Origin of the sequence: Phocaeicola faecicola (assembly GCF_013618865.1) — a bacterium.
GTDB lineage: Bacteria > Bacteroidota > Bacteroidia > Bacteroidales > Bacteroidaceae > Phocaeicola > Phocaeicola faecicola.
The window spans coordinates 102379-129277 of record NZ_JABSOE010000003.1 but is presented as its reverse complement, the minus strand read 5'-3'; the positions used below and the strand labels follow the sequence as shown (position 1 = coordinate 129277).

General features: G+C 43.9%; 24 protein-coding genes and 2 tRNA genes. 10 read left to right on the top strand and 16 right to left on the bottom strand.

Annotated elements, in window-relative coordinates:
- The first annotated feature begins 100 nt into the window (after nt 1–100).
- The 4 genes from lipB (at nt 101) to H3001_RS01750 (ending at nt 1737) form a co-directional block, all read left to right on the top strand.
- Entirely contained in the window at nt 101–772 is a 672-nt protein-coding gene (gene lipB, locus H3001_RS01765; RefSeq protein WP_178245887.1) for a lipoyl(octanoyl) transferase LipB, read from the top strand.
- A gap of 186 nt (nt 773–958) precedes the next feature.
- Nucleotides 959–1435, top strand: coding sequence for a nucleoside-diphosphate kinase (gene ndk / locus H3001_RS01760; protein WP_178245889.1), 477 nt, complete (start codon nt 959–961; stop codon nt 1433–1435).
- 110 nt (nt 1436–1545) lie between these two features.
- A tRNA-Lys gene (locus H3001_RS01755) sits at nt 1546–1618 on the top strand.
- Nucleotides 1619–1661: 43 nt separating this feature from the next.
- A tRNA-Lys gene (locus H3001_RS01750) sits at nt 1662–1737 on the top strand.
- 161 nt (nt 1738–1898) lie between these two features.
- Here the strand turns inward: H3001_RS01750 and H3001_RS01745 are convergent.
- The 3 genes from H3001_RS01745 to H3001_RS01735 all read right to left on the bottom strand — a co-directional run bounded on the left by H3001_RS01745 (nt 1899) and on the right by H3001_RS01735 (nt 6834).
- Nucleotides 1899–2852, bottom strand: coding sequence for an ISAon1 family transposase (locus H3001_RS01745; protein ID WP_219915823.1), 954 nt, complete (start codon nt 2850–2852; stop codon nt 1899–1901).
- A gap of 25 nt (nt 2853–2877) precedes the next feature.
- Nucleotides 2878–3219, bottom strand: coding sequence for an ISAon1 family transposase N-terminal region protein (locus tag H3001_RS01740; protein WP_178245406.1), 342 nt, complete (start codon nt 3217–3219; stop codon nt 2878–2880).
- Between the two features lie 81 nt (nt 3220–3300).
- Complete coding sequence (locus tag H3001_RS01735; RefSeq protein ID WP_178245408.1) at nt 3301–6834, bottom strand: DEAD/DEAH box helicase; 3534 nt, start codon at nt 6832–6834, stop codon at nt 3301–3303.
- A 1419-nt stretch (nt 6835–8253) separates the two neighbouring features.
- On the opposite strand from H3001_RS01735, the gene H3001_RS01730 reads away from it, so the two are divergent.
- Nucleotides 8254–8661, top strand: a complete 408-nt coding sequence (locus H3001_RS01730; protein ID WP_178245410.1) for a DUF5043 domain-containing protein — start codon at nt 8254–8256, stop codon at nt 8659–8661.
- Between the two features lie 192 nt (nt 8662–8853).
- Here the strand turns inward: H3001_RS01730 and H3001_RS01725 are convergent, their stop codons facing one another.
- The 8 genes from H3001_RS01725 to H3001_RS19385 all read right to left on the bottom strand — a co-directional run bounded on the left by H3001_RS01725 (nt 8854) and on the right by H3001_RS19385 (nt 17185).
- Nucleotides 8854–9327: a thiol-activated cytolysin family protein gene (locus H3001_RS01725; RefSeq protein WP_181213916.1), complete on the bottom strand. Its 474-nt coding sequence runs from the start codon at nt 9325–9327 to the stop codon at nt 8854–8856.
- 772 nt (nt 9328–10099) lie between these two features.
- Complete coding sequence (locus H3001_RS19395; RefSeq protein WP_246368392.1) at nt 10100–10528, bottom strand: hypothetical protein; 429 nt, start codon at nt 10526–10528, stop codon at nt 10100–10102.
- Between the two features lie 164 nt (nt 10529–10692).
- Nucleotides 10693–11088, bottom strand: coding sequence for a hypothetical protein (locus H3001_RS19390; RefSeq protein ID WP_246368389.1), 396 nt, complete (start codon nt 11086–11088; stop codon nt 10693–10695).
- 205 nt (nt 11089–11293) lie between these two features.
- Nucleotides 11294–12853 (bottom strand): LuxR family transcriptional regulator, encoded by a 1560-nt coding sequence (locus H3001_RS01715; protein WP_246368373.1) that lies wholly within the window; start codon nt 12851–12853, stop codon nt 11294–11296.
- A 126-nt stretch (nt 12854–12979) separates the two neighbouring features.
- Nucleotides 12980–13120, bottom strand: coding sequence for a hypothetical protein (locus tag H3001_RS01710; RefSeq protein WP_181213915.1), 141 nt, complete (start codon nt 13118–13120; stop codon nt 12980–12982).
- A gap of 945 nt (nt 13121–14065) precedes the next feature.
- Nucleotides 14066–14377 carry a hypothetical protein gene (locus H3001_RS01705; protein ID WP_178245418.1) on the bottom strand — a complete coding sequence of 104 codons (312 nt, stop codon included), beginning with the start codon at nt 14375–14377 and terminating at the stop codon, nt 14066–14068.
- A gap of 8 nt (nt 14378–14385) precedes the next feature.
- The gene (locus H3001_RS01700; RefSeq protein WP_246368370.1) at nt 14386–16569 is read right to left on the bottom strand and encodes an outer membrane beta-barrel protein; all 2184 of its coding nucleotides are present in this window, start codon (nt 16567–16569) and stop codon (nt 14386–14388) included.
- The gene (locus H3001_RS19385) at nt 16544–17185 is read right to left on the bottom strand and encodes a carboxypeptidase-like regulatory domain-containing protein (RefSeq protein ID WP_246368367.1); all 642 of its coding nucleotides are present in this window, start codon (nt 17183–17185) and stop codon (nt 16544–16546) included. Before H3001_RS19385 ends, H3001_RS01700 begins: the two co-directional genes overlap by 26 nt.
- A gap of 265 nt (nt 17186–17450) precedes the next feature.
- On the opposite strand from H3001_RS19385, the gene H3001_RS01695 reads away from it, so the two are divergent.
- The 4 genes from H3001_RS01695 (at nt 17451) to H3001_RS01680 (ending at nt 20117) form a co-directional block, all read left to right on the top strand.
- Entirely contained in the window at nt 17451–18353 is a 903-nt protein-coding gene (locus H3001_RS01695) for a sensor histidine kinase (RefSeq protein WP_181213914.1), read from the top strand.
- A complete protein-coding gene (locus H3001_RS01690) occupies nt 18332–18514 on the top strand; it encodes a hypothetical protein (RefSeq protein WP_181213913.1) in 183 nt (60 codons plus the stop codon). The genes H3001_RS01695 and H3001_RS01690 overlap by 22 nt, the downstream gene beginning before the upstream one ends.
- A 12-nt stretch (nt 18515–18526) precedes the next feature.
- Complete coding sequence (locus H3001_RS01685; RefSeq protein ID WP_181213912.1) at nt 18527–19234, top strand: LytR/AlgR family response regulator transcription factor; 708 nt, start codon at nt 18527–18529, stop codon at nt 19232–19234.
- A gap of 163 nt (nt 19235–19397) precedes the next feature.
- Nucleotides 19398–20117: a DUF5039 family protein gene (locus H3001_RS01680; protein WP_181213911.1), complete on the top strand. Its 720-nt coding sequence runs from the start codon at nt 19398–19400 to the stop codon at nt 20115–20117.
- A gap of 132 nt (nt 20118–20249) precedes the next feature.
- Here the strand turns inward: H3001_RS01680 and H3001_RS01675 are convergent, their stop codons facing one another.
- Both H3001_RS01675 and H3001_RS01670 read right to left on the bottom strand, forming a co-directional pair.
- Entirely contained in the window at nt 20250–20963 is a 714-nt protein-coding gene (locus tag H3001_RS01675) for a LytR/AlgR family response regulator transcription factor (protein ID WP_181213910.1), read from the bottom strand.
- The gene (locus tag H3001_RS01670; RefSeq protein ID WP_178245430.1) at nt 20960–22087 is read right to left on the bottom strand and encodes a sensor histidine kinase; all 1128 of its coding nucleotides are present in this window, start codon (nt 22085–22087) and stop codon (nt 20960–20962) included. The genes H3001_RS01675 and H3001_RS01670 overlap by 4 nt, the downstream gene beginning before the upstream one ends.
- A 333-nt stretch (nt 22088–22420) precedes the next feature.
- On the opposite strand from H3001_RS01670, the gene H3001_RS01665 reads away from it, so the two are divergent.
- A complete protein-coding gene (locus H3001_RS01665; protein ID WP_178245432.1) occupies nt 22421–22948 on the top strand; it encodes a hypothetical protein in 528 nt (175 codons plus the stop codon).
- 112 nt (nt 22949–23060) lie between these two features.
- Here the strand turns inward: H3001_RS01665 and H3001_RS01660 are convergent, their stop codons facing one another.
- The 3 genes from H3001_RS01660 to H3001_RS01650 form a co-directional block, all read right to left on the bottom strand.
- Entirely contained in the window at nt 23061–25196 is a 2136-nt protein-coding gene (locus H3001_RS01660) for a porin family protein (RefSeq protein ID WP_181213909.1), read from the bottom strand.
- An 82-nt stretch (nt 25197–25278) separates the two neighbouring features.
- Nucleotides 25279–26124 (bottom strand): helix-turn-helix domain-containing protein, encoded by an 846-nt coding sequence (locus H3001_RS01655; RefSeq protein ID WP_178245436.1) that lies wholly within the window; start codon nt 26122–26124, stop codon nt 25279–25281.
- 115 nt (nt 26125–26239) lie between these two features.
- Nucleotides 26240–26746, bottom strand: a complete 507-nt coding sequence (locus tag H3001_RS01650; RefSeq protein ID WP_178245438.1) for a 3'-5' exonuclease — start codon at nt 26744–26746, stop codon at nt 26240–26242.
- Between the last annotated feature and the right edge of the window lie 153 nt (nt 26747–26899).

Below are 26899 nucleotides of genomic sequence, written 5' to 3'. Positions count from 1 at the left end.
ACGAAACAATTGGCGGAACGGCATTCTCCTTCTGTTTCCGACAAGGGCAGGCAGTTTGAAAATCAATACTTTGTGAAACACTTTATAAACCTTGAAAATTATGATAATTGAAAATTGGGGACTGATATCATATGCGGACGCATGGAAAAGACAGCATGAATTGTTTGATGAGATGCTGGCCGTCCGGCAGGCGGGAGGACAGTGCGCCAACCGGCTGGTTTTCTGCGAGCACAAACCGGTATATACTTTGGGGCGTCACGGGAAAGACTCCAATCTGCTGCTTCCCGAGCAGCAGCTGGAGGCGGTAGGAGCAGAGCTCTTCCGGGTAGACCGTGGGGGAGACATTACCTACCATGGTCCGGGGCAGCTGGTTTGTTATCCGATTCTGAACCTGGAGGATTTCCATCTGGGACTGAAGGACTATATCGGTTTGCTGGAGGAGGCAGTCATACAGGTCTGTGCCCTTTACGGGATATCTGCATCGAGGGTGAAAGGAGCGACAGGAGTATGGCTTGACGTGGAAACTGCCCGCGAACGGAAGATATGTGCCATCGGTGTAAGAAGCAGTCATTTCATCACCATGCACGGACTGGCATTTAATGTCAATACCGACCTGAGGTATTTCTCCTATATCAATCCTTGCGGATTTCTGGACAAAGGGGTGACATCGCTGGAAAAAGAACTGGGCAGGCAGGTCCCTTGGGAAGAAGTCAGGGAGCATTTGCAGGAAAAACTGCTGTATTTGCTCGGGCAGCACAGGCAGAATGTATAGATTTATGTTGTATAGCAGATGCTTTTTTGCCCGTGTGAAAACGGAAATATGTATCTTCGGCAGCGGATATCTGAAAAATGAAATCCGAAAGAGAACTTTTGTAAATACTTTGTTAAACCGTGGAGAGGAAGGTCTCGGTCTGAGTAAACAAACGCCTTTTTCTTCAAACCTAAATTTGATACAACTATGAGTCTGGAAAGAACTTTGGTTATCCTGAAGCCGTCTGCCGTACAGCGTGGACTGATCGGCGAAATCACATCGCGTTTTGAACGTAAAGGCCTGCGTCTGGTCGGAATGAAGATGATGCAGCTGACAGATGACATCTTGAATGAACATTATGCTCATTTGAGTGAGCGCCCGTTTTTTCAGCGTGTCAAGGAATCCATGATGGCTTCTCCGGTAGTAGCATGCTGCTACGAAGGGGTGGATGCAATACAGATTGTACGTTCAATGACGGGGGCTACGAACGGAAGAGTAGCGGTTCCGGGCACGATTCGCGGAGATTTTAGCGTGAGTTCACAAGAAAATATCATCCACACCTCAGATTCTCCGAAGACGGCTGCAGAGGAGGTAAAACGCTTCTTTAAGCAGGATGAACTGTTTGATTACAAGTTGGTTAGTCTGCCATTCCTGTACTATTCCGACGAGTATCAGTTGACTTAAAAAGCATGATGAAAGAAACAGCCAGACAGAAAAATCATCTTTTTTTTTGTTTTTTGTTTGGCTGTTTCAAATAAAGGTTATATCTTTGCAATCGCAAACGAAAAACAGATGCACTCTTAGCTCAGTTGGTAGAGCAACTGACTCTTAATCAGTGGGTCCAGGGTTCGAATCCCTGAGAGTGTACGAAAAAGGATTTGCACGGAAAATTTGACAAATTATAGTGGATGCACTCTTAGCTCAGTTGGTAGAGCAACTGACTCTTAATCAGTGGGTCCAGGGTTCGAATCCCTGAGGGTGTACCAGCCGTGAGGCAGAAAATGAAAAGTCCTGAAAACTGACCGGTTTTCAGGACTTTTTTTATTGCCGAATTCCTGCTTCGGTAATTTTCGGGTGAGTTTTAGCCATTTCCAATTCTGAATACGTGCTGAATCGAATCAACGTAAAAACCTGAGGGATTCTCATATTACGCATAAATTTTCGAGAGCCTAAACAGAAAGAAAGCTCTATCCTTCACTCCCCTGAATTGTGAGCGAAAGTTCTTTATTTTAGCATTAAAGGACTCAGAAGCTGCGTTCGTAGAACGTCGCTCAAAATAGTTTATTATTTCAAGATAATGCGTCTGTATTGACCTTGCTACTCTTCCAAAGGCAAGGAAACCTGATTTATCCACCTCATCATACCACCTGGCAAGCCTTGTCAAGGCTACATCCTTATGTCTGCACTGGTGATAAATCAATCCTAATCTCATGGAAAGATAGTATGCTTTCTTTATATCAGGGTATTCCCTGAACAGGATACCGGCACGGACACGCTGTGATTCGCTCCATAATGATTCTTTCTTATACAGAAGATATATGCTTCTGGCCAACAACTGCTTCCTGGAATCTCCATTCTCAAATACCGGAGCATGATATATCTTTCCACATGCCTTTGCATGTGCTATCTGTATGGATTCTTCATCAAGTGCTTCCCAGCGGGCTTTAACCCTCATGTCCTGAACGGCTTCATAAGCAAGCTTCTGTACATGGAAACGGTCCGTAACACGACGGGCGGCAGGAAAACAGATACGGGCTATTTGCTCCATATTCGGAGCCATATCAAGTGTTATTTCTCTTACCTGAAAGCGCTTGCGTCTGGAAAGTTTCAGAAGGATGGATATAACAGTCTTTACGTCAGTGCCTTTTATGATGGCGATAATACTTCCAGCAGATCCTCTTTTCTCCTTGTTTATCAATATGGTATATAATTCACCGCGCGAAAGACACACTTCGTCTATACCTACGTATGCTCCGATGTTTTTCTCAAACAGAATCCATTCTTCTGCGTGTGGGAGTTGGGGCCATTTCAAATATCCGCTCAGATGATTGCGGTACTGCCTTTCAAGAAGATCCCCATCAATACCGAACAGAGTTCCCAAAAGCTTACAGCTGACAGGAAGCCTATCAATATAACTCTTTTAAAAAAGACGCAAATTCTTGCGTCATGCGGCTGCCTTGGGCAACCAGTTTCCAGTTACGGCTTACATAGCGGTCCTCATCCTTTAAAACCCATCGGCGGCGACGGATGTTTAGATATACCTTCTTTCCGCGGATTGGAAAGTCTTGTACAACTACCGGATCATAAAAGCCCTTGCTCTCAACTTTGCTCTCAGAGTACTCTTTCGGAACTTCATTCTTCTCTTCAAGATAGATTGTTATTTCAGTACTGCTTTCCTTTACATCTGATATGTTGAAATAATCAAGAGTTCCTTCCGGGAGAAGGAGACGATAACCGTTTGTTTCCATTGTATTTTATTTTTATTCTTGTAAGCAAAGATAATATTTATTGAATTAACCCCTCAGATTTTTACGTTGATCCGCTGAATCTTATCTGAATATTTCGCGCAATTCTTTGTTGCTGAGTTTACCTATCCAGTTTTCACCGCTTGATACGGTCATGTCTGCCAAATATTTCTTTTTCTGTATCATGTCATTGATACGTTCCTCGAACGTATCTTTAGTAATGAAGCGGTGAACCATGACATTGCTTTTCTGACCTATACGGTAAGCGCGGTCGGTAGCCTGAGCCTCTACGGCAGGATTCCACCACAAATCGTAATGTATCACATGAGTTGCAGCTGTGAGATTAAGTCCTGTTCCTGCTGCTTTCAGTGATAAAATGAATATCTTTTCTGCACGGTTATTCTGGAATCGGTCAATCATCGTCTGCCGTTCTTTGAGACTGCATCCACCATGATAGAATAAGGGCTTTTCTCCCGTCCTTTCTGCTATGAAATCCACCAGCATATCACCCATTTCGCGATATTGTGTAAAGATAAGAACTTTTTCGCCGCCAGAAATAATTCCTTCAATCCTATCAAGCAACATTTCTGTCTTTCCTGATAATTCAGGTCTGCAGTCACCGTTCTTAAGAAACTGCGCAGGGTGGTTGCATATCTGTTTGAGGGCCATAATCATCTGCAGAATGAGGCCTTGACGTTTAAACAATGATTCATTGTCTGTTGTAGATATTCCTTCTATCTCGTTCATGGCAGTTTCGAGAGTCTTTTCATATAGAGCGGCTTGTTCCGGTTTCAGTGAAGCATATACATCAAGTTCTATTTTCTCCGGCAGGTCGGAAATGATATTCTTGTCTGTTTTCATCCTTCGCATCATGAACGGAGCAGTCACCTTTCTGAAGCGTAGGGCGCAGTCTTCGTCGTTTGATAGCTGGATAGGGTTGGCATAGTTTTCCTTAAAAGCCCTGAGGGTATCCAGATAGCCTTTATTGGCATAATCCATAATACTCCAGAACTCGGTAAGCCTGTTTTCTACCGGTGTACCGCTTAGCGCTATGTGAGTAGTGGCAGGTATTGATTTTACAGCCTTGCATTGTGCGGTTTCATTATTCTTTATGTTCTGGGCTTCGTCAATGAGCATGACAGTCCATTGTCGTTTTTTAAGTTTGGAATTATCCGATCGCAAAACGCCGTATGTGGTCAGCAGTATATCGGCTTTGAAGCTTCTCAGATCTCTGTTTGTTCCGTGATAGATGAAAGTTGACAGCGGCGGAGCGAAACGGCTTATTTCCGCCTGCCAGTTGGTAAGCAGTCCGGTAGGAACTACAATGAGAACCTTCCCAGCCTCCAGGGCTCCTTCTTCTTTCAGTTTCAGAATCAGAGTTATGGCCTGCAATGTCTTCCCCAATCCCATATCGTCGGCAAGCACCGAGCCGAAACCTATGCGCATATTGCGATACATCCACGAAAATCCACGTTCCTGATAAGGACGCAGCTGTGCATTCAGTCCTTTCGGCAATGGAATACTTTTCTGCTCTGTCAGTTCTTTCATAAGTTGGCGAATCTCATCAGTCAGACGTATGGGGGCAGAGTGGTATTCTTCCGTAAGAGCAGCCTGCAGTAGCTGTGCCGGTGTCAGTTTGTCTAATTCAAAGAATGCTTCATGAATTCTTTCCAGTGTTTCTGCATCAGTATAGATATATTTTTGTTTGAATTTTATGAGTCCGCCGGCATTTTCCTGCAGTTTCATAAACTCCTCCATTGATACGGTTTCATTTCCTAAGGCCACTTCCCAGTCGAAAGCGAACAAATCCGCCAGGCTGATGAAACCTTTTTCGCTTCCAGATTTTCTTTTCAATCGTATAGATGCTTTGGGGCGTATAAGTTCCTGAAGTGATCTGGGCATGAAGACCTTGAAATCCAGCATTCTTACAGCAGGAATAATCTTTAATATGATGGGCAAGAAAGATTCGTTTGTGTAGTATAGAGGCGTCCTTGCTCCGCTGGCTATATGTTCGTTAAGGTCCTTCATTATTCCTGCCAATAAAGTGAAGCAACGCAGCATAGTGAAGCGCTCTTTGTCGTATTCGGACGATAAAAGTATATCCGAAAGCGCAATGATACTATGTTCCGGGTTACGTCTGTCCTCTATGCCAAAGTGCATATCAAAGCCGCTCTTTACATTTTCATCTACATAAATAACAGGTTTGTAATCCGATTCTGTCAATGTATATGATGCAGCCCATGACTTTATCCCGCCCGGAATTTCTATTTCACCCACTCCGTTGAAAGGAAGATGTTTATCTTTGAAGAATAATGCTTCCACCGGAAATTTCAGACTGTCACTGGTCAGTCTGTTGATCAGTTTTCCGAGAAAGAACGATACTATCCATTCCCCTTTGTTATAGATACATTTGTCTAGTTTACGCTCTGCCGGCTTGAATTTTATCAGCTCGTCCGGTATGATATCTTCAAGTTGGGACATGATTTGGCTGACCTGGCTGTTGATGTAGACCGGTATCCATCTGATGGCATATTCTCCGTTCGTGAGAAGAAGTATTTGTGGAGCAACAGCTCCTTTTGCCAGTAGATGTAATGTGCATAACAACGCTTGGTTCAGAGCGATGACAGAAGGATGGTAGTCGGGCAGAAAATCGGGATTGATGCATAGTAAAGCTAAAGGTAAAGAATCGGCTGTAAACGAGTCTGCTCTTAAATCTTGCCCTGCATAGCATATATTTGCGACTGTCCATTTCAGCTTACTGTCAAATTGCAATGAAAATTTTTTGTCCGTTTTTATTTCTTTTCCTGACAGAATGTCGGCTTGTGGAAACAGCCTTGAAGCATCGGACTTTTTTGAAAAGAAAGATTGTATGTTTTTCTTTGCACGTAGTATTTCCGTGACATATCTTTCCTTGAAGTTGCTACCTGCTAAAAACGGAGGATTTTCCGGTAGCAGCATCAGCAATGCTTCTGACATATCCTTCAGTCTGGAAAAATCTATTCTTTTAAAGACAGGACTTTCGTTTATTATTTCTTTATTTGTTTTTGTCCGTACCACATCCTCAATTTTCTGAACAGTTATGTCATGGCTGTTTTCATTCGCTGTGATTCCTCTCTTTTCCAGTTCCTGCATCAGATTCATGTGGTGCATGCTGAATACTATAAAAGGATTATTGTCTATCTCACGGCTGAACATGTAGATAACGGCCGCGATGTGTTTACAGGGTATAGCCCAGTCCGGACAGTTGCACTGCATTTTCAGATCTGTCCATCTTTCAGGGAAAATCTTGATTCCACAATTTCTGGCTATTGATGTAATCTCCGGAGCCAGTTCTCTGTTTAACAGCCTGGAGATAATGCCGGGATGCTTGATGAGTTCATTCATCAGTGTATCTATCTGGTTAGGGGAAAATGGAGGTATAGTGATAGTGACGTTATATGGCGTGATTCTGCTTCCCGTCACTTTGGCGGTGATGATGTTGTTTTTCAGCATTATGTTCTTAACGTTTCCCTTGCGTGCATAAGTTGCCCCCCGAGGAATACGGTTGTCATAATCTATATGGGTAAGTGAGCGGAGCCATTCTTTTCCCCACCATGTCTTTCCGAATTGTTCTGCCATATTAAAAACGGTTATGAGTTATTCCTTTTTGTTGACCCGCAGTTTGGTTTGCCTCACAAATAGATATAGCCAAAAACTTTATCTATCTGTATAAGTCAGTTATAAGGGTATTTATGTTTTCCATACTCCTTGAATTCATCATGGAATTTACAAATTTAATGATTCTTATTTGTATAATGTCACAGAAAGAAGATTTTCGTAATTGGGTGACGCTAGATTTTATATCAGATATTTTTGTATTTTCGTATTATATGGTTTGAAGACATTATTAAAGATGAATGTCTGGCAAAATCATTAGCAGATTTAGTAAATGCTTCTGAAAAGTAATAGGCATATAAAGTCGATAAAGTATAATCACTTTATATGCCATTATTGGTAGGATTAGGGTTCAGTTAGAAATTCTTGGCTCAGTTAGAAGAATTCGGAGCAACATTAACGATAACTGTGCCGTAGATAGTTGATAATTCATTTTAATTCACTATATTTATCGTGTTTCAATCCTCAAGCGTTTCAAATACTTGGATAATACCTGGGTATAACCGGGAAATGCCGGCTATGTTTGTCGTAGGTTGTAAGCTATGAGTATATGAAACCGGGAGGTGGAGACGATAAAAATTTGGGAGGAAAAATGTATGAATAAGATGAAAGTAACAGGATGGAGCATACTATGTCTTTATGCGATATCTTTATTTTTGATTTTCAGATTTGATTTATTAGGTTCCTGGCATAGCGGCAAGTTATCCATAAATTTATTTACCATATGCAGCTTAATAATACCTTCTGTGGCATGGTACATGATCCGCAAAGGTAAATCCCGGGTTGGATAAACCGGCATGAAGGGGATTCGATTAAGTAATATGAAATGAAGGATATCAGATTAAACAGCATTCAATGCGTTTCTAAACATTCTTCCATTCTTGTCTGTGAATAGTTGGCGGAAAGGGCAGAGAAAACGCAAGGGACCTTGAAGGTAAAATGAATCCGTGCCGTAAATTCAATCATCAGCACCACCGTTTTAATAATCAGCGCCGTTGATTAATAAAACAGCGTAGTAGAATGGATTGGGTAACATGATGCGTACAGAAATGCATGGAGGAGAGAGGTCTTATACTTAGAAGTTCAGAAAAGAAAATATCCGGAGAGGGCCGAAACTGAAAAATAGTCCTCCTTATGAATGGACACGAAAGTAATCCGCTGAGTATCGGTTGTATAAGTATATAAAGAGTGTCTGAGCGCTTCATATGTCTTGGGTTGGGATGATACTGTACAAAATTTGTGAAAGTGGAGATACTGATATAAATGAGACGTTTTTACCTGTTTTCCACTCAATTAAAGGCTATGAAAATTATCAATACGATGCCAACCGTAATATTATAACCAATTTTTCAAATATACAAACCTTAACTGTAGATTGCTGATATGAGAACAATATTTTTATTATTATTTATCAGCCTGTTTATGGTTGATCTTTCAGCCCAGACAAATTACTACAGTCAGGACAAGACTTTTTATGAGGAAGGATATACTTATCAGTGTGACCTAACGGAAGGTGCGGGACTTGTAAATCTTTATAATAAGGATAGCAAGTACATTTATGTCAAGCAGATAAACAGATATACAGGAGAGAAAATAAGTAGAGAGGAGGAATTGTTAAACGAATTTGAGGAAGAAACATGGACCAAGCCTAAATGTCGTTCAATAGTAAACAATGCATTCTCTTCTGCTGAAAAGCAGCGTGTAAAAGGAAGTGAGCTTATAACAACCATGTACATAGACCCGGATACAGGTAAAGTAACTAAATATTTAAAGACTGATATGGAGTTTTAGCAATCTTTTTTAGCTTGAGTCATGACAATTTAGTAAAATGGCATATGAAGATTATTTGTTTGCTTTGGATTTTCATCATTTAGGTCAGACCCTCCATTGTAATCCCTAATGCTATATGTGTAAAGTAAAAGCGATCTCCCCCAGCAAGTTACCCTGCCAGAGGCTATCTATATATACTTTTTTAATAAAGAACTAATCTCTTCTGCGTGGTCTAGTAGATTGTGATGTTGTTATTTTAAAAATAGAGTTGTCTTTTGTGTAGAATCCTTTACAGAAGATAGGTAATCCAAAATTTGATTCTGAATAATTTATTTTAAATGCTCTTTGTATATCATCCAAAGAATTAAAGAACTGATTAGCTTCTCCTTTAGTATCATCAGAAATAAGATATAATGTAATTGTTGTTTTTTGTAATATTTCTGTATCTTTTGCTGAAAAACTACCTCCTGCATTGAATATTTTCCATTTTATTCCTGCTTCGACAGCTTTTTTAACTTCCTCAAAGGAGTATTCACTTTCTATTGCTAATAAAGCTATTTTACCATAAGAAATGGAACGTACATATACAGGGTTCTCTGAAGAACTGTCTTTGGATTTATCTTTAAAGAAACCGTTGGCAGGAACTTCCATTGTTACTGTAAAGTTTTTTGATATTAATTGCCCCAACAAACGACTTTTTATATTCGTCTTATGAGAGTTACTTTGTACTTTTGCCGAGAATATATTAGCTAATCCCGCATTTGAAGAAAAGGCTTTGCTTATATCAGAATAAGAGAAGAACTCTGTACATTGAAAATCTAATGATTCACGACCTCCATTTTGTATAAAGTTTTTATATTCAGAGGATTTTAAAACTTCTTTGAGGAATTTTTTATATCCTAGACTTCCTGTTTCTTTTGTTATTTCTCCAATATATGAATCTGGGAAACTTGTACTAATATCTATGGGGTTTCTAGGATATAATAATTCTTTTGAAAAATTTTTTCCAAATTCCGATTCGGGGAAAGCTGCTCCTACATATTATAATATTAGGATCACTAATGAGAATATTTGAAGTAGTTGTAGAATCAGTGTAAGATGGTCTTGTTCCTCCAGGTCTTGTTCCTCCAGGTCTTCTACTACTAGATCCTGTCTCTCCACGTCTTCGATTTGTATTTGATCTAGTTAATGGGGTTGCATCTTCTTGAATTTTAACAGGATATACAACGAATTCATCAGATGATTTCTTTTCAGGATTAGTGGAAATAAAATAGTCCCATTGAAAAGGTTCGGAATCAAAGCGTCCTTTTTCTGATGTACTTCTTGAAACTGGTAAGTTTTCTTCCTCTGATACAAGTGTAGTTAAATCATCATTTGAACATGAAGTAAAATAAGGTAAACCTAAGAATAAGACTAGTGTAAGTCTAGATAATTTTAAATTTATAATGTATTCGTTTAATTATTTAATAAATAGGCTATTATCTTTGACATATACCCCTTTACAATATATAGGATAACCGTATGTATTTCCATTCATAAAAGGATTTTTCAGGAATGAATTTAAATCATTAAAGGTCGCTTTTACTTCTGCTTCCTGATTTATGTCTGATACTGTGAGTAAAATAATCTGAGACTTATTCAACACTCCTTCTTGGTTATGATAATCATTCATAAAAGAGTCCTTAAATGCAGCCAATACTTCCTGATAAGTTTTGTTACTTCCTATGATAAAGTAGGCACTTGTTCCATAAGTGAGGGTTCGTACATATACAAAGTTCTCAATACCTGAAGGTTCTTTCATAAACAATCCGTTAGTCGGTGTTTCCATAGATACAGTAAACGATTTGAACATTACTTTTCCAATGCACAGGCTTTTCACTTTATCCATGCTCAATTCCTGCTTTACGATTCTTTTCAGAGTATTTCCGAAGTCTTTGTTATCTACAAAGCATGAGTCCAAATTTTCCAGATTCTGTAATTCTGCCAATTTCACCTGATACGGACGGGTAGGAAAACTGTAACTTGAAAATTCTTCTGAATTTATAGCTTCCTTTATTTTTTCAGGTATCCGTTATAGGTTACTGTTTCCATATGGGTTATATACGGATTATTAAAATCAAATGTCAGATATACAGGACTCTTTTTATCTGTTACTTCTTTATCAAAAGAAGTATTGAAAGTGCTTTTTGGAAAGGTTGCTCCCACATAGATATAGGGAGGGTTAGCTATGCACGACCATCCTTGTATACCTATGTATTTAGAACTTATATCAAGTTCTCCATTATCCTTACTGTCATCAATAAGTGATATCCACTTAGGTGAGAAATTATTATGAGTGCTGTCTTGGGAAGATATATGCGTATCATCTTCTTTTCCCACTGGAATGTTGTCTTTATCACATGATGATAAGAAACAAAGAATTAAACCTGTTAGAAACATCTTTTTCATTTTTTACTATCTGTTTTATTATACAATTATCTTACAAATTCCATTGAGGAAAAATGAGAATTTTATTTTTTGCAAAAGTAGTATATTTAACTCATACAACCATTGGTAAGATGTCCCTTTTAGTTTGTAATTGTAATTTATAATATGTTGATTATTAGTAGTTTTTATGGGGTAAAACTTGTAATTTGATAAAATGCTATTGTAGTTATAGTTTTTCTGTTAGAAAGATGATAATATTTCCCTCCTCTGGAGCGTTTATTTTCTTTCTAACGCTGGTCTTGTATTTGTGAACAGAGAAGACACTGTTCATCCAGGTGGCGGCTATTTCCTCTGTTTGGAATCCCGATACAAGCATACAGCATAGCTGGATTTCCTTCTCGTTGAGAACGGGATATTCCCTTGTCAATTTGGAGTGGAATCCGTCAAAAGAAATGTCTATGTGCTTATAGAACTGTTCCCAGTGGGTAGACAATAAATCGTTACTTTTTATAATATGATGCTTTTCCAAGTCTTTCAGAAACTTGGCACTTTGTCTCTGTTGGGTAGCTCTGAGCATGGCTATCTTCTTTGCTATCTCAAAGTCACGCAAAATGAAGCTCTTTACTTCATCTTTCATATTACGGAGATTTTCCAGAGAATCTATCTGCTGCTGCAAGGCAAGGATTTTATATACCTGTTTCTTGCGCATTCTTATATATAGCATCAGAGATACGCATAATGTCAGAAGAAATCCTATCAGGATATATTTGTACAATGCTATCTGTTTATTGTACACTCTCTTCTCGTGGATATGTGTATAGGCTTGTATTGCTTCGTCCAGTGATTCACCGTTTATGTTGTCAAGAGCTGCCACATATCTGTCTTTCACATTGTTTAGGTATTCTATTTCCTCTTCCTTGTTATGGTTTGTCTTTGCAAATTCCGCACATAAAGTATAAAACTCAATTCCGGTAATTCCGGTTTCTGTATTTGTATCATATTCTATTGCCATTTTTCTATGTTTTTGGGCATTCTCCAAATCATTTTTCAGGTAATAGCAGTAAGTCTGTATAGAGTGGCAAGTGAACAGGTGTTCTGATGATTTTTCTGTTCTAGATGCTTCTTCCATACTTTCAATGCAAGAATCCCATTGGTGCATTTTATATAGGGCAATTCCCTGCAAACGCTTGATTTCATTATAGTAAGTATTGTTTTTGCTGATGCTGGATTCTATTTCCTTAAGTTTGTCGTATGAACTCTGATACTGTTCTGTATATAGAAGATTCTTTGCAGCCAGAACCTTGGTAGAGATACTCATATTCCGATAATCTATGTCTTTTATACACTGATTCGCGAGAGTCTGGTATTTTATGAATTTAAGTGTATTATACTTTTTAATGTAAATATCTCCCAGGTAGCTATATAGATAGAACAGCCATTCTTTATCATCAATCCGAGAGGCTGTATTGATAGCTTCTTCTATTGTATATATTTCATTTGTGAGGTCTTTCTCGTTCCTGTATATCCCTGCAAGAAGATATTGGGCTTCCAGTTGCTGCTGACTCATTTTTCCTTTTTTGAAGATTTGAATACTTTTCAATAACAGCTCTTTCTGAGGATAGCAGTCATTGTTTATATAGTTGAGTGTCAAGGCAGACAATAGAAAATCTGTTGCTTCTCTGCTGTTGTTGATATGGTTCTGTTTTGTTGTATCCAGTTTTGAGAGATAAAGCTGCGGATTATTTTCGATAAGAATTATCTTGTCGTCAAAATTGTTTTCTGACATCTGCTTATGTTTGCAAGAATACAGTGAACATAATAGTAGAAATATAAGGCATATTTTCGGTCTCATAAATTTAAGATTGGGATATATTAATAAAATGGTGGGGTGTATGAATAATGCTCTGGTTTATTACAAAATTACAGTGTAGAGCTTTCTCTTTTTAGCTCTGTTCCAGCTTATGCATTTTTTTGTGGTCAGTTGTATCAGACAGTCAAGTCCGCTACTCATCCTGTGTGCCATATAGCTCTTTAATTCTTTTTTATTTGCCATAGTTTAGTTCATTTTTCCGTTAGTAATTCATTGCATACACACTTCGTAATCTTTTGCTTTAGTTGACTTGGGTACATAGTGAAAACATCCTGTCCCTGTGTCGGTGTTTCGGCAAGTGCGATGCGTTACGTACATGCGTGGCAAAGAAAAGCTTCTTTACCGGTCCGATACGCTCTTGTTAAGGTTCTTTTCTCCGTCATACGGGATTATAAGTACTCCGGCTATTTTCAGGTTTGCGTTAAGATGTTGCTATCCTTACGTATTATCAGCATTAGCTTGCGCATATCTCGCATGGCGAAATATGGCACATGTACTGGGAATGATGAGCTGCTCCGAAGTTATAAGGTCAGCCTCTATAACCCCAAATCGAGGTGCGAAGGTGTTAATACTCATGTCGTTATGCTGATACGCCGGTAGAGGATATTCACCTTTCATCACTCCGTAAATAGTCTGTGGCAGTCCCGCAGACAAATCTAATGATTCGATCAGGTTAACCTATTCGTCAAGGTCGATTAACGGCACCTTATATCCTTTTTGCTGCAAGGCCCCCACTTAAGTTGATGGAAGGTCGTGGTCATACCTACATCGCCTTTGTAATCCAGAATGTATAGAACCTTTACTTTCATAAATATGTGTATTTTAGTTTTTTGATTTATCTTACCTGTAAAGGTAACATTAAATACTAAATGTAGTATATATCAATGTACTATTTTTAGTATTTAATGTTTTGAATAATGATAAGGCATTGTGACAACTTTCCTTACTGCAATATCTGTTTATACGTTGCTTTCAGCCCTTGCCGAGTGCCTGAATTAATAGAGCCTGACAAATATTTTTCTGGACAAATATTTCTCTGGCACATACAAAATGGATACACAGATTGCATCGGTTTAAGTAGGTCTTCACTCTGCCAAGGAAGTGTAAAATAAACCGTTCCAGAGATTTTTACTTGCTGCGTTTTGTCCGTTTTTCCTTCATCTGCTTGTAAATCTCCTTTTGTTTGTCATCAAGCAAGGACATTACCTGATCGTTCAACTCCTGCATCGCTTTTCTGTATACTTCCTTTGACTGTTTTTTGGCGAAGAACTCCGTGTAAAGCTGGAGGACCTGTTTCTCCTGTTCGTCCGTCAGATTCAGTTTCTTATCCAGATTTTCCACCATCTGTTCGGGAGTGCGTGTTTTCCTGTTTTTCTGTTGAGCATCTGCATATTGTACGCCCAGCAGTGCCACGAGGGCAAAAATAATCATCTTTTTCATTTTGTAAGCTATTTTTTAAGTTGTCGAATGGTATATACAAAACTGATCATTGCATACGGCTGCAGTACATTGCTGCTTACGTAGTCGTAATAATTGCTTCCGGTCTGGTGCGTAAAAGACCGGTTCTGCCTTAACACGTCGAAGGCTTCAATCTTTATTTCCGCCGCTTCATTTTTCAGGAATTTTTTACCCAGCGACAGATTCCAGAGAAAATAATCTTCCGCCTCATTCTCCAGTCCGGTATAACCGATATAGTTGAACGTACTCCGGAAAGTAAGTCCCCAGAAAAAAGTCCATCCCAGTTTGGCAGCCGCCGTGTGGGTCGTATAGTCGCTTCCGGCCCCTGTGCCCGAAGAACTGAACATTTTATTGATTCCGGCAGCGTAAGAAGCCGTAAAGTCGAGATTCTTGCTGATGTTGCTGCCGATAATGATTTTAGGAATCAGATTCAGTTCCCGTGTCTGGCTCTTCACTCCGTCGAAAATCGTCGGTACGTTGGCATAATTGGCCGACAGACTGAGGTTGATGTTGCTGCGGATGAAGTCGGCCGGAAAACCGTAGGTCAGCATGGACTGGAAACTGCGGTATCCGTCGAGGTTCACCGGACGGGTGAACTGCGATCCCTTGTTCAGGGTTACGGTCGGCGAAAGCTTGATGTCCTCTTTGGCGATGAAAGTGCTGTCGGCAACATAATCTTGCTGGATGGTCGCACCGACCATGGCGATGAAAGTCTGTCCCGACTTTGTGGTATGGATATACCGCAGATTGGCGGTATGAGATACCTGCTGGTCGAGGTTCGGGTTACCTGCCGACAGAAACAGTGGATTGGAGTTATCGATTACGTCCTGGAGACTGGTGACCGAAGGAGAGACCGACTTGCTGCGATAACGCAGTTGCAGGGAGTGGGCGGAACTCGGGGCATAGCGCATCGTAAATGAGGGGAGCAGGGAAAAATAACGGTGTGACAGCTGGTCCGGCTGCGGATACACCAGGTCTCCCGACAGTTCGGCCCATTGGGCATCCACGCCGAGCGTCGCATTGAATTTGCCTGCACGATAACGGAGGCCTGCGTTTCCGGCCTGTGTCAGGTAGCCCGACTGGTATTCATTCGACAGGCTTTCGTCCAGTTGCTCGTAAAGATCACTTACGGCCGAAGGAGTGTAGGTCTTGCGGTCGTTGTCGGTATCGGAGTAACTCAACTTGTATCCAAACTGCAGCTGCAGACGGTCGGTCAGTTTCTCCGTATAGCTCAGATTGGAACGCAGGCTGAACTGGTTATTTGCGGTCTGTGCAAACTGACTGTAACTCTCGCTTACGGGCTGGATATTCGCCCCGTAAACCGTATTGAGGTAATCCGTATAGGTATCCTTGTCGGTATTGCTCATTTTCCCGCTGACCATCCAGGAGAGTGTACGTCCCTCCTTCAAAAAGCGGTGACGGAGCATCAGGTCGGCTCCTACGTTATAAGCGCCGGTTTCCTCCCGGGTCGAAGTCTCGGTTTCTCCCTCCAGACTGTCTCCGGTGCGGCTGGCACCTTGCAGCAGACCGTGGCTGTCATTGCTTTGAAAGTTCAGTGAAGGACGGATCTGCAGCGAAGTACGATCGCTTATCTGGTAATCCAGCTTCAGGTTAAGGCGGTGGTTCCAGTTTTTCATGCTATTCTCTTTATATTCGCTGTAGGTCATCCCCGGAGTCACCGGTTCGAAATACTCCCGCTGCGTCTGCTGCTGCGTCAGGTTATCCGACTGATTGAGGAAGTAACTGCCGGTCACCTTCCATTTGTCGCTCCACTGGTCCACATAATTCAGACCGAACCCATTGGCAGAGGTAATTCCTCCGAGGCTGCCCACCATGAAGTTGGTGGTACTGCCTCCTCCGTTTCTTCCGCCTTTGCTGCGTCCGCCACGTCCACCGCGTCCGCTGGACTGAGAAGACATCACACCGGCAAGGTCCTCTTGTGAGAAGTTCTGCTGGTTGACATCATTGGACATTCCCAGTACCGAAATCCGGCGGTCGTTGTTGAAAAAATTGACATTGCCGTTCACCTTGTAATGACCGTCTGTTCCGTATCCTCCGGATACCTCACCGAAGGTTCCCTGCTGGAATCCTTTTTTGGTAACGATGTTGATGGTCTTTATTTCCTCGCCGTCGTCGAAGCCAGTAAATTCAGCTTGTTCGCTTTTTTTTATCAAATACCTCAATGCTGGCAATGATGTCTGACGGGAGGTTCTTGATGGCCAGGTTGACATCGCCTTCGAAAAACTCCTTGCCGTCTACCAGGACTTTCTGCACCTGTTCGCCCTGTGCCTGTATCGTACCGCCTTCTACGACAATGCCGGGCATCTTGGCCAGCAGGTCTTCGGCGGAACTGCCCATCATGACCTGAAAGGCTTCTGCATTGTACTGCAGACTGTCGCCTTTCTGTTCGGCACGTGTGGCACGTCCCTGGACGGATACCTCGTCCAGTAACTGGGCATCTTCTTCGAGTTGGAAGCGGAGGGTGTAGGCCGTTTGGTCTCCGGTTACACGCAGTTTCTTTTCAGCCGGCTTGTAACCGACGTAAGTGATGCTGATTATGTATTCGCCAGTGGCGATGGCATTGAATGAAAATGCACCTTTCAGATCGGAAGAAGTATAAGTCTTGGCACCTGTATCCGAAACGGGAGCGATGCTCACCGTGGCAGAAGGAAGTGCATACCCCTTGGACCGGTCGGTGATCGTACCGCTTACGGTGGCTCTCTCCTGGGCAATCAGGGCCGAGGGAAGCAGGCTGAGGGTAAGGACGGAAACTAAAATCAGTGGTTTCATATCTGTAGATGATGTTGATTATGGTTTTCTGAGACAAAGCTACGCAAAGCAAAGATCTCATGAAATACCGTCGTCCGGATGCGGTGGCAAACGACACGGAATTAGTGGTGAACGGAACGGACGTCACCGACGTATTTGAAAGAGAGGTACGCAAACTGCCGTCCGGATTGCAGTCAAACTTGAAAAAAATGCGGCCGACTGTATTTTGTCTGTCTGCCTTTTGTATATTTGTGTAACTGAAACTTTAATTTTATGTGAGATACCGATGATGATAAACCATAAATACCTGCCCGGGGGAATCGACCTCTTCTTTTGCGTGGCCCTGTTGTCGGCCATGATAGCCTTGCTGCCGGTAGAGAGGTGGCTGGAAAATAATTCAACGTTCGTCATCCTGCTGGTGGGGTGGCTGTATGCGGTTTATTTCCTGACGCGCAAGGTGTGTGTGCCCATGCTGTTTCAGTCGCACCGGCGGCAACTGGTAGTGTTGGGTATCCTGGCAGTCACCCTGCTGGTTACCTGGCTGATTACCCAGTATCAGCTGGAATACCCGTTCCGGGGAAGCCATCCGCGTCCCGAAAGGGTGAAGAAAATGGCCAATCTGTCGAAAATCCGGTTGCATCAGCAGGCTACGTGGTTTCTTTATCTTGTCACTCTGTGCTTCAGTGTCGCCGTGGGCTTGCTTACGGAGCTTTACCGGCAGATGAGTGTCCGGCAGAATATTGAATTCGAAAAAAAGAAGGCCGAACTGGCGCTGTATAAGGCACAGATTAATCCGCATTTTCTGTTCAATACGCTGAATACGCTCTACGGACTGATGCTGACACAGTCGGAAAAGGCTGAAACGGCTTTCATGCAGTTTATCCACCTGGTGAAATACATGTATACCCGTGCTACGGAAGACAGGGTAAGTGTGGAGGAGGAGGCTGAGTACATCCGCCGTTACATCGAACTGCAGAAGAACCGGATGGATGAGTCGCGTACGCACGTGGACTATGTATATGCGAATGACCGGTCTTGTCCGCAGGCTCAGATTGCGCCTATGCTGCTGGTCACCTTTGTGGAGAATGCCTTGAAGTACGGTACTTCGTCGCACCTGGAAAGTGAGATCCGTATTTCTGTCGGACTGAAGGAGGGGTTCTTTGTTTTATGGCAGAGAATCAGGTGGTGAATCCGCGTCCGGCTGACAAGGCTCCCGGAATCGGTATCAGTAATTGCCGTAAACGACTGGAGTTGCTGTATCCTTCGACTCATAGTCTGGAAATTACGGAAACGGAAGGGTGGTATAGGGTAAACTTGAAAATCAATTTATTGCGGTATAAGAATCAGTAAGATACAGGACTTATGAAATGTATAGCCATAGACGATGAACCGGTGGCACTCAGCATTATCCGGCAGTTTTGTCAGCGCAGCGGGGACATCGAGCTTTCCGTATTCACGGATCCCGTGGAGGGTTTGAAGCGTATAAAGGAAATGCAGCCTGAACTGGTTTTTCTCGACATCGAAATGGGAGGAATCAATGGACTGGATGTGGCGGGGCAGCTTCCTGCAGGTACGTTTCTGGTCTTTACCACAGCCTATGCCGAGTTTGCAGTGGACGGGTTTAATCTTGATGCGGTGGATTTTCTGCATAAGCCGTTTTCCTACAGCCGGTTCGAACGGGCCCTTGAGAAGGTGAAACGGCTGCAGGAGTTGCAGCGGCTGCAGGCACGGCCGGTCTTCTCCGACGAGGAAATCATGCTGAAGGTGGAGTACAAGAATGTCAAGATACGGCTGGCGGATATCGAATACATCGAGGCAATGGACAACTATGTGCGTATCATTCTGGTATCCGACAGGCCGGTGTTGTCTCAGACCAGTATGAAAGCGGTCATGGACCTCTTGCCGGCCGACCGTTTCATGCGGATTCACAAGTCTTATATTGTTCCCTTGCATAAGGTGGCCTCGTATAACCGCCGGCAGCTTACGTTGCGTTACCGTTCGGTGGAACTTCCTGTGGGGCGTGTGTATGCGGAGGAGTTTGTCAGCCGGATGAGCCAGCTGTCGTATTGATGTTTCCTGCCTGTCGCCGGGCTTCTGCGAGGTAGTCCCTTGCTTTCCGCAGGTTATGAAGTATAAAAAATACGTATTTTTTTATTGATATGTATTTTTTGTGTATTTTTGAAAAAATGCGACATTATAACATAAGTATGTGTAACCTTAAATTTGAAGTGAAATGAAAAACCTTATCTGGAAAGTGTGTTGTCTGGGATTGTTATTGTTTGGCAGTGTGTTGTGTGGTTTTGCGCAGGCGAAACAGACCACCGAACAGCAGTTGGTAGCGGTTACTGCCGACTTGAAGACCAAAACGCTGGAGTATAACTGGAAACTGGCTGAGGCTTATGCGGAATACTGTAAGGAGAATACCAAATTCATCAGCTGGAACAATATGCCGTCTGCTTTCAGGGAGATTATTGAATTTGACCATCCTGAAGAACTGGAGCCTTATCGTTTGAAATCTGAAGAATGTAAAAAGAAACTGGATGATTTCTTGAATGCGCATGAGGAATATGTCAGACTGGTGGAAGAGAATAAGCGGGCGTTTACTGAAGAGGATAAGAAAGTGAACAAAGCGGCTTTTGATGTGTTCTACCGGGAATTGAGAAAGACGGAAAAGGAGGCTTATGCTCCCTTGTATGCGACAAATCAGGAGGCTCTCTGTACCTATCGGGCGGAGGTGCTGAAATACATGGTCAATGTTTACAGGCAGGAGCAGAGACTGATGCCGGTTTCGTATATCTCGTATTCGGTATTGTCTGAACTGCAGTATAAGGGATCGGAACTGGAACTGATGAAATCGGAACTTCGGATTCTTGAAAATCTTCAGCGGAAATTGCAGGAAAACGTTACGCGGGAGAAGTATGGACTGGAACCGGAGGTGGAATCCGAGGAGTAAGCGGTGAGGGGAATGGGATCTCGCTGGTGGCATTCAACGGTAAGTTGCAGATGGCTGTCCGAGGTCTTTGTCCTTTTTTTAATGTGGAATTTTTTTTAAGTGGTTTCCCGGGGTAATTCCCGGGAAACTGCGTTATAGCAGACCTGTCTGGTTGATGTAAGCCATAAATTGTTCTTTATAGTTTTCTCCTATCGGGATATAGACATCTTTCTCGAATAGAATCCGGAAACGGGATATTTCGGTAATCTTCTGTAAGTTGACAATGTACGAGCAATGTACACGCATGAAAATGGAAGGCAGCATCGCCAGGATTTTCTGCAGACTGTTGAGGGTGATTACGGGTTTGGGACGGTCTTCCAGGTAAATGCAGACATATTCACTCATTCCTTCGATGTATAATATTTTTTCTTTGTCGATACGTACCATCTTGTATTCGCTTTTTACGAAAAGGGCATCATTCTTCGGTCCGTTTTCTGCGGTACTGCCATGCGTCAGGCTGTACAGCTGGCGGGCTTTTTCGGCGGCTTTCAGGCATTCGCTGAAACTGAAGGGTTTCATCAGGTAGTCAATGGCGTTGAGCCGGAAGCCTTCGATGGCGTATTCCGAATAAGCAGTGGTAAAGATGACCATCGGGGGGACGGGCAGGGAGCGGACAAACTCAATGCCGTTGAGGTCGGGCATATTGATATCGGCGAAAAGCAGGTCTACCGTCGTGTGCGACAAGACTTCTGAAGCCTGGAAGGCATCCTGGCACGAGGCGGTCAGGCTGAGAAAAGGAATGCGTTCGATGTAACCCTTCAGTTGGGCAAGTGCAAACGGTTCGTCGTCTATAATCAGGCATTTCATGACAGGGGTGGAATTATGAGTAAAACTTTGTATGAGGCATTGTCTTCCGTAATGGTAAAGGTATAGTTGTTCCCAAACAGGAGATGGAGCCGTTTCTTGATGTTGTCAATCCCGATACCGTGATGCGAGTCGTCGGAACTGGTATGCTTGCTGTTGCTGCATGTAAAGGAAATTAACCCGTCTGTCAGTGTAATACGGACATGGATGTATGAACTTTCCCGGTAGCTTACTCCGTGCTTGAAGGCATTTTCGAGCAGGGAGATGAACAACAGTGGGGGAATCTGCACGTGGGGTACGATGAGGGGAAATTCCGTCTGTATGTCCAGGTGCTCGGTGTACCGTAATTTCATCAGGGCAATGTAGTTCTCAAGAAACTGGATTTCGTATTTTAGGGAAATCTGGCTCTTGTTGGCTTCGTAAAGTACGTACCGCATTAACTTCGAGAGTTCGATAATGGTTTTCTTGGCCTTTTCCGAATCAATGTCTACCAGCGCATGAATGTTGTTCAAGGTATTCATGAAAAAATGCGGATTCAACTGATATTTAAGGTACTTCAGTTCTGATTCCAGGTGCTGGTGTTCCAGTTCCTTCAGCATCTCATCGTCGTGAAGCGATTTGAGGAAGAAACGGATGGTGAGGTTGAATCCTACCAGCAGGATGGCAATGATGATATGTATCAGCAGAAAGGGGGGATGTACGGGAGGCACTTCTTTCACTACCGGAGGGGTATGCGGAAGAACCTGCGGATACATCTGTTCGTACATGGAGTCGGTCACCGCAAACTCCTGCTCCTGATGGAAGAGGGGATGCGGGTGGAATACCTGGATGCATCCCGGCAGATACAGGAAGAGGATGCCGATCACAAATATGAGGGACAGTACGTATCGTGTGTAATATTTTTTAAGTAGAAGGTAAGGAATCAGCACGTAATTGTGGACGATGAACAGGAGAAAGAAGGGAAGGACCATGAGCCATGTATCCGTAATCTCTTTTCCTATTTGTGACATTTCCAGCGGATGTTCGTCGTCCAGCAGCAGACCGATGAGCGGAGTTCCTAATATCAGTATCCACATCGTGGCGTAAATGATTTGTTCTAAAAGCTGTTGTTTTTGCAGATATTTCATATATTGGCGTTTTTTTCTTTCCAAAAATAGGAGGAGGAAGGGGTTTCGTGCAACTAAAATCGACGAATGCTGTTTTTTTACAGACCAAGCGAGAGTATTTCATCGTATATCTTTTCCGGTCTTTCTTGGAGCGTTTTTGTTTTCCTCTTTTTGTTCAGGAAAGGGGGCAGCCTCCTGGTATGGGCATTCTGCACAGGTATTCTGCATGAGGAATAGCTTCCGTAAATCTGAGATTCTGCCGGTTGACTGATAGGATCAGGCAGTTGGCTGATTCTTTTTGGCATTCCGGTCCTGGCTGTTTACATTTGCGCCAAATGATAAGATGGTTAGATTATGAAAACGAAGTATGGAATCTTGTGGTTCCTGTGTACGGTGCTCTGGCTGGGTGCCTGTCAGAATGAGGGAATCAGTTATTATCCTATCGGAAAGAAGCATTTGGGAGAAACTTATACGGAATATGTGATGAATAATGTGGTGACGACGGATACGGTGAGCCGTATCGTCCTGAATTTTTATCCGGAGGAGGTTACCTCACTTCCGTATATGTCGTACGATGAGGCTGCCTGTGCATTTGCCTTCCATCCTGGAAAGACTTCCAGGTATTGGATTTCCTGGGATTACGAGACGGATGGAAGTTATGTGGAGGTGCAGTACGGGCAGAATGGGGTATGGTATACCATCAACGAACAGCGCCGTTCGGGGGAGTTTCTGCTGACTGCCAATGACAATATGACCGTAAGGATGTGCATACGGAGCGGGGGAAGGGCTTCGTACAGTGACGGTCAGACAAAGTATGCCATTGCCGTTACTGTCAACCGCTTTAATATTCGGGAGGAAGAAAACGGAACTGATAATGATTAAATGAAAATGTGATGCCTCGGAGGAATCACGAGCGGTAAGACGGCGTGAGAAATCCGAGGCTTGAATGTAAATGTGCAGGTGTGTCTGTCTGACAGAGAAGGGTATCTTCCCGTTATCGGATGATACCGGTATCGTTGTCTTTCAGTTGAATGGTCTTGTCTGCCGGCTGGAAGCGGCGTCCTTTGCTGAACCGCCAGCTGATTCCCAGGCTGACCAGGTTGGATTCCCTGCTGTAGAGTGTCGTCGTTTTCTGCAGGTTGCGGTTGAGGACTTCGGATTCAAATTTCTTGTACTGGTTCATCAGCGGGTGCTGCCACGTGAGGGAGAACTTCCACTGCCGGAGGGTGTAGGAGGCTCTCAGTGCGGTTTCCATTCCGTTGTATCCCTTGGTTTCTCCTTCCAGGAACCGCCATCCGTTGTCGGCATAGGCCAGCAGGGAAAAATTCTTCCAGTATACTCCTACATTGCCGGTGATGAAATAGGAGGTATAGCAGTGGGTATAGTCGTCCCCGAAATTGAAGCAACGGAAGAGTCCGCCGTATGCAGAGACGGAAAGCCTGTCCGGAATCATCCAGTAGTTGACATAAGCCATTGCCTGAAGCGCATTAATCTCTTTCTGGTTATGCTGTGAGTAAATGAACCGGTTGTCGTCTGTCCGTTCGTAGGTTGCCATATTGGGATGGTGGCATATTTTATAGAAACCCTGCAGGTACGACTGCAGCCGTGCCCGGTTGTAGCTGAGCCGGAGGGTGTGCGTCACATCCCGGTTGGGCTTCAGGGTCGGACTTCCCTGGATCCATTCCATGCGGTTGGTGCGGAGCATCACGTCGCTGAGCAATGCGATTTGTGACACCCGGTCGTTCGACTGGAAGTGGTAGCTGAGCTGAAGCGGGTCGGTAAAACGGTAGGTGACGGACAGTTTCGGAGTGAAGAGCCAGTAATCGTATGTGTATTCTCCTTGTCGGTAGTGGGTATAACTGGCTCCGATTCCCAGTGTGTAGCGGAATTTTCTCCAGGCGCCTTTGAGTTCGCTGAAGGCATAGATACGTTGATTGTAAATGCGGTTCTGCGATTCGGCATCCCCGCTGTATTCGTTGTGTATGTACTTGAAACGGTGGTTGATACCCGCCGAGACCGTGAAAGGAGACAGGCGGTTTTCATAAATGCCTTCACTTACAACGGAGCCGGTGTTCCCGTTTACGCGGTAGGCATAAGGAGTGCCTTCGTCGTACTGGTTGGATAATTCCGTGTGGATATAGGTACCTACGGTGTTGAAGGTGAGCGACTGGTGGGGAGTCAGCTGCCGGAAGTAATACAGGTCAAGGACCGGACTGCCGCTCCGGTAGGTCTGCGACTGACAGGCCGTATAGGTTTCCGTACCGTCGTGTACTTTTTTTCTGTTGAAATCTTCGGGTGTCTGACTGAGGCTGCCGTCGAGTGAGACCTGAAATACATAGCGGGCCGAATCGGCAGCGTGATAGGTCAGTTTCAACTGGTGGTTGCGGCTCTTTTGAAAGGCTTCTTCATCGTTCCGCGAAATGGTATGTATACTGCCGTCGGTCAGGTGGTAGTCCGCCTTTTCTTCCATGAACTCGTTGGCGGTATTCCGGTAGTTGAAATCATAGTTCAGCGAGAATTCCCCTTTTCCCTTATTCCATTTGCCGTAAAGGCTGTAGCTTCCTTTATGAGAGTTCAGGGTCTGTGAGGCCTCGGCACCTGTCTGGTACCCCCTCGGTTGCGAATGCGTATAGATATGAATCACATAGGCCACATCATCTCCATAGCGGACTCCGGGCTGGTCGATGAACTCGATTTTTCGGATATCGGCCGGATTCAGGGAAAGCAATTCCGGTTTGCCTGCCGGAATGCCGTTGATGCGGATCTGTACCTTTCCACGGTTGTCGATGGTGGAAATCTGGTAGCCGGTATCGTCAATGCGGATATTGGGAAGATTCTGTTTTTGAAGGACTGCATACCCGGAATGGGAAGTCTTCTTCACCTCATCTACCGGATAGAGTGTCCATCCGTCTGTCTGTGGAATAATGCGTGCCGCCTTTACCTCCACTTCATCCAGTGTCACATGGGTTTCCTGCTGTTGTGCGGCCATGGGAACATGATAAAGTATGAAGAGGGAAAATGCAAGACAACTCACTGCCCAGTTGCCCGTCAGGGCGAAACCGGTGGTTCTTTTCTCATTGGATTCCTGCGCAGGGATCCTGGTGTTTCTGTTTCCGATTATCTGTTTCATTCATCTGAGTGTTGGTTCGGAAACAAAAGTATCTTATCGGGCACAGGCAGGCGAAAACAATGGATGACATTTGTCTGACATTTTACGGTCTTTCGTCTAACGGACTGTCTGTCAGTGTGTATTTCCGGCCTCGGTCGACTACGATTTTCAAGTCTGTATGTGCCTCCAGAATCGGTTTGATCCGCTTGATGAGGGTATAGAGCGTGTCGTTGGCATCTTCTTTTTTAGGCCAGAGTGCCGCACAGATGTCTTCTTTGGAAAGGGAATGTGAAGGGGCTTTCCAGAAAAGCAGCATGAGCTGTTGCTGCATGGGGGTGAAGCGGACGGTGTCGTGCGCAGCAGTATAGAAGCGGTCTTCGTCCTCCGAATAATAGATGCCTCCCAGGCAAGGAGCGGCTTTCCGTTTCCGGATCATGTATTCGGTACCTGCCAGCCACAGCAGGGCAAGGATAATCAGCAAAGCCGGATAACGCTGGTCGGAAAGACCGAATATCGTAGCAGCCGAGAGTTGCACATACCCCCTGAGTGCAAGAACATCCTGTGAGTCTGCAGCCCGGATGAACAGGGTATCACTGCAGACCAGCGGACGGTCGGCGACTGGTGCAGGGGTGTTTTCGTCCACCAGGTCGAAGGTGATAAAGGCTTTTTCTCTCAGCGCCTTGTTTTTCAGAAACCGGCTGAAGCGTTTGTCGGAAATGGCAATCATAACCGGGCCTTCCGATACTTTCCGGAGCTGCCGGTAAGCACGGATGGTATCCTGGCTGATGACAAAAGGAGCCTTACTTTCCTTTTCTATGAGGGAGGCCAGTGCCTGGTTCAGGTCGGCCGTGATTTCGTGCCGGGTGGTTCGGAAACTGTAATGACCGGCCAGTAATGAGGTCAGCATCAGTGCCATAAACACTCCGATAGAGATGAGCCTGCTGTTCATGAGTCTTGGGTTATTAAATAAGTGGTTTGTGATTTTTGTGACAACCGTCAGCAGATGGTCCGCTGGGGCTCTCAGCAGCTAAAGTTACGGAGATTTATGGTACGGCGGCAGATTTTTACAAAGAATTTTCTTTCAGATACAGCCGGGCACACATTTCCGCATCGTCTCCTGCTCGATGATGAGTGCCGCAAGGGATGTCAAGGCAGTCGCACAGGTAATCCAGCGTATAACTTCCGAAGGCATACAGACGACGGGCATGCTTGAGAGTACAGTCCCATTTCAGGTCGGGCAACAGCAGACGGTGCAACTCGGCTGCTTGCTGCAGGCAACTGCGGTCGAAGGGGGCGTTGTGGGCCACCAGCGTATCGAACTCGTCCAGGTAGGTACGCTCGATTTCCTCCCATACCTGCTTGAAGTCGGGAGCGTTTTCCGTGTTTTCCGGACGGATTCCATGTATTTGTATGTTCCGGTAATGATAGAAATTGTCTTCCGGCTGGACCAGCCAGGAACGTGTCTCCGAGATTTCTCCGTTCCGTACGACGCAGATACCTACTTCACAGATGGAAGACCGTTTGGCATTGGCCGTTTCAAAATCGATGGCAATAAAATTCAGTGGTTTCATTGGTCTGTTGGTTGTTATCTTATGTTGGTTGTTTCCGGTGGATGGGGCCGGATAAAAAACGGGATGATTCCTTGTGGCTCCCGGAAAACCGGTTATTATCTGGCCCGGAAACCGTACAGGCCGGTGATGTTCACCGGCCTGCAGGATAAATCC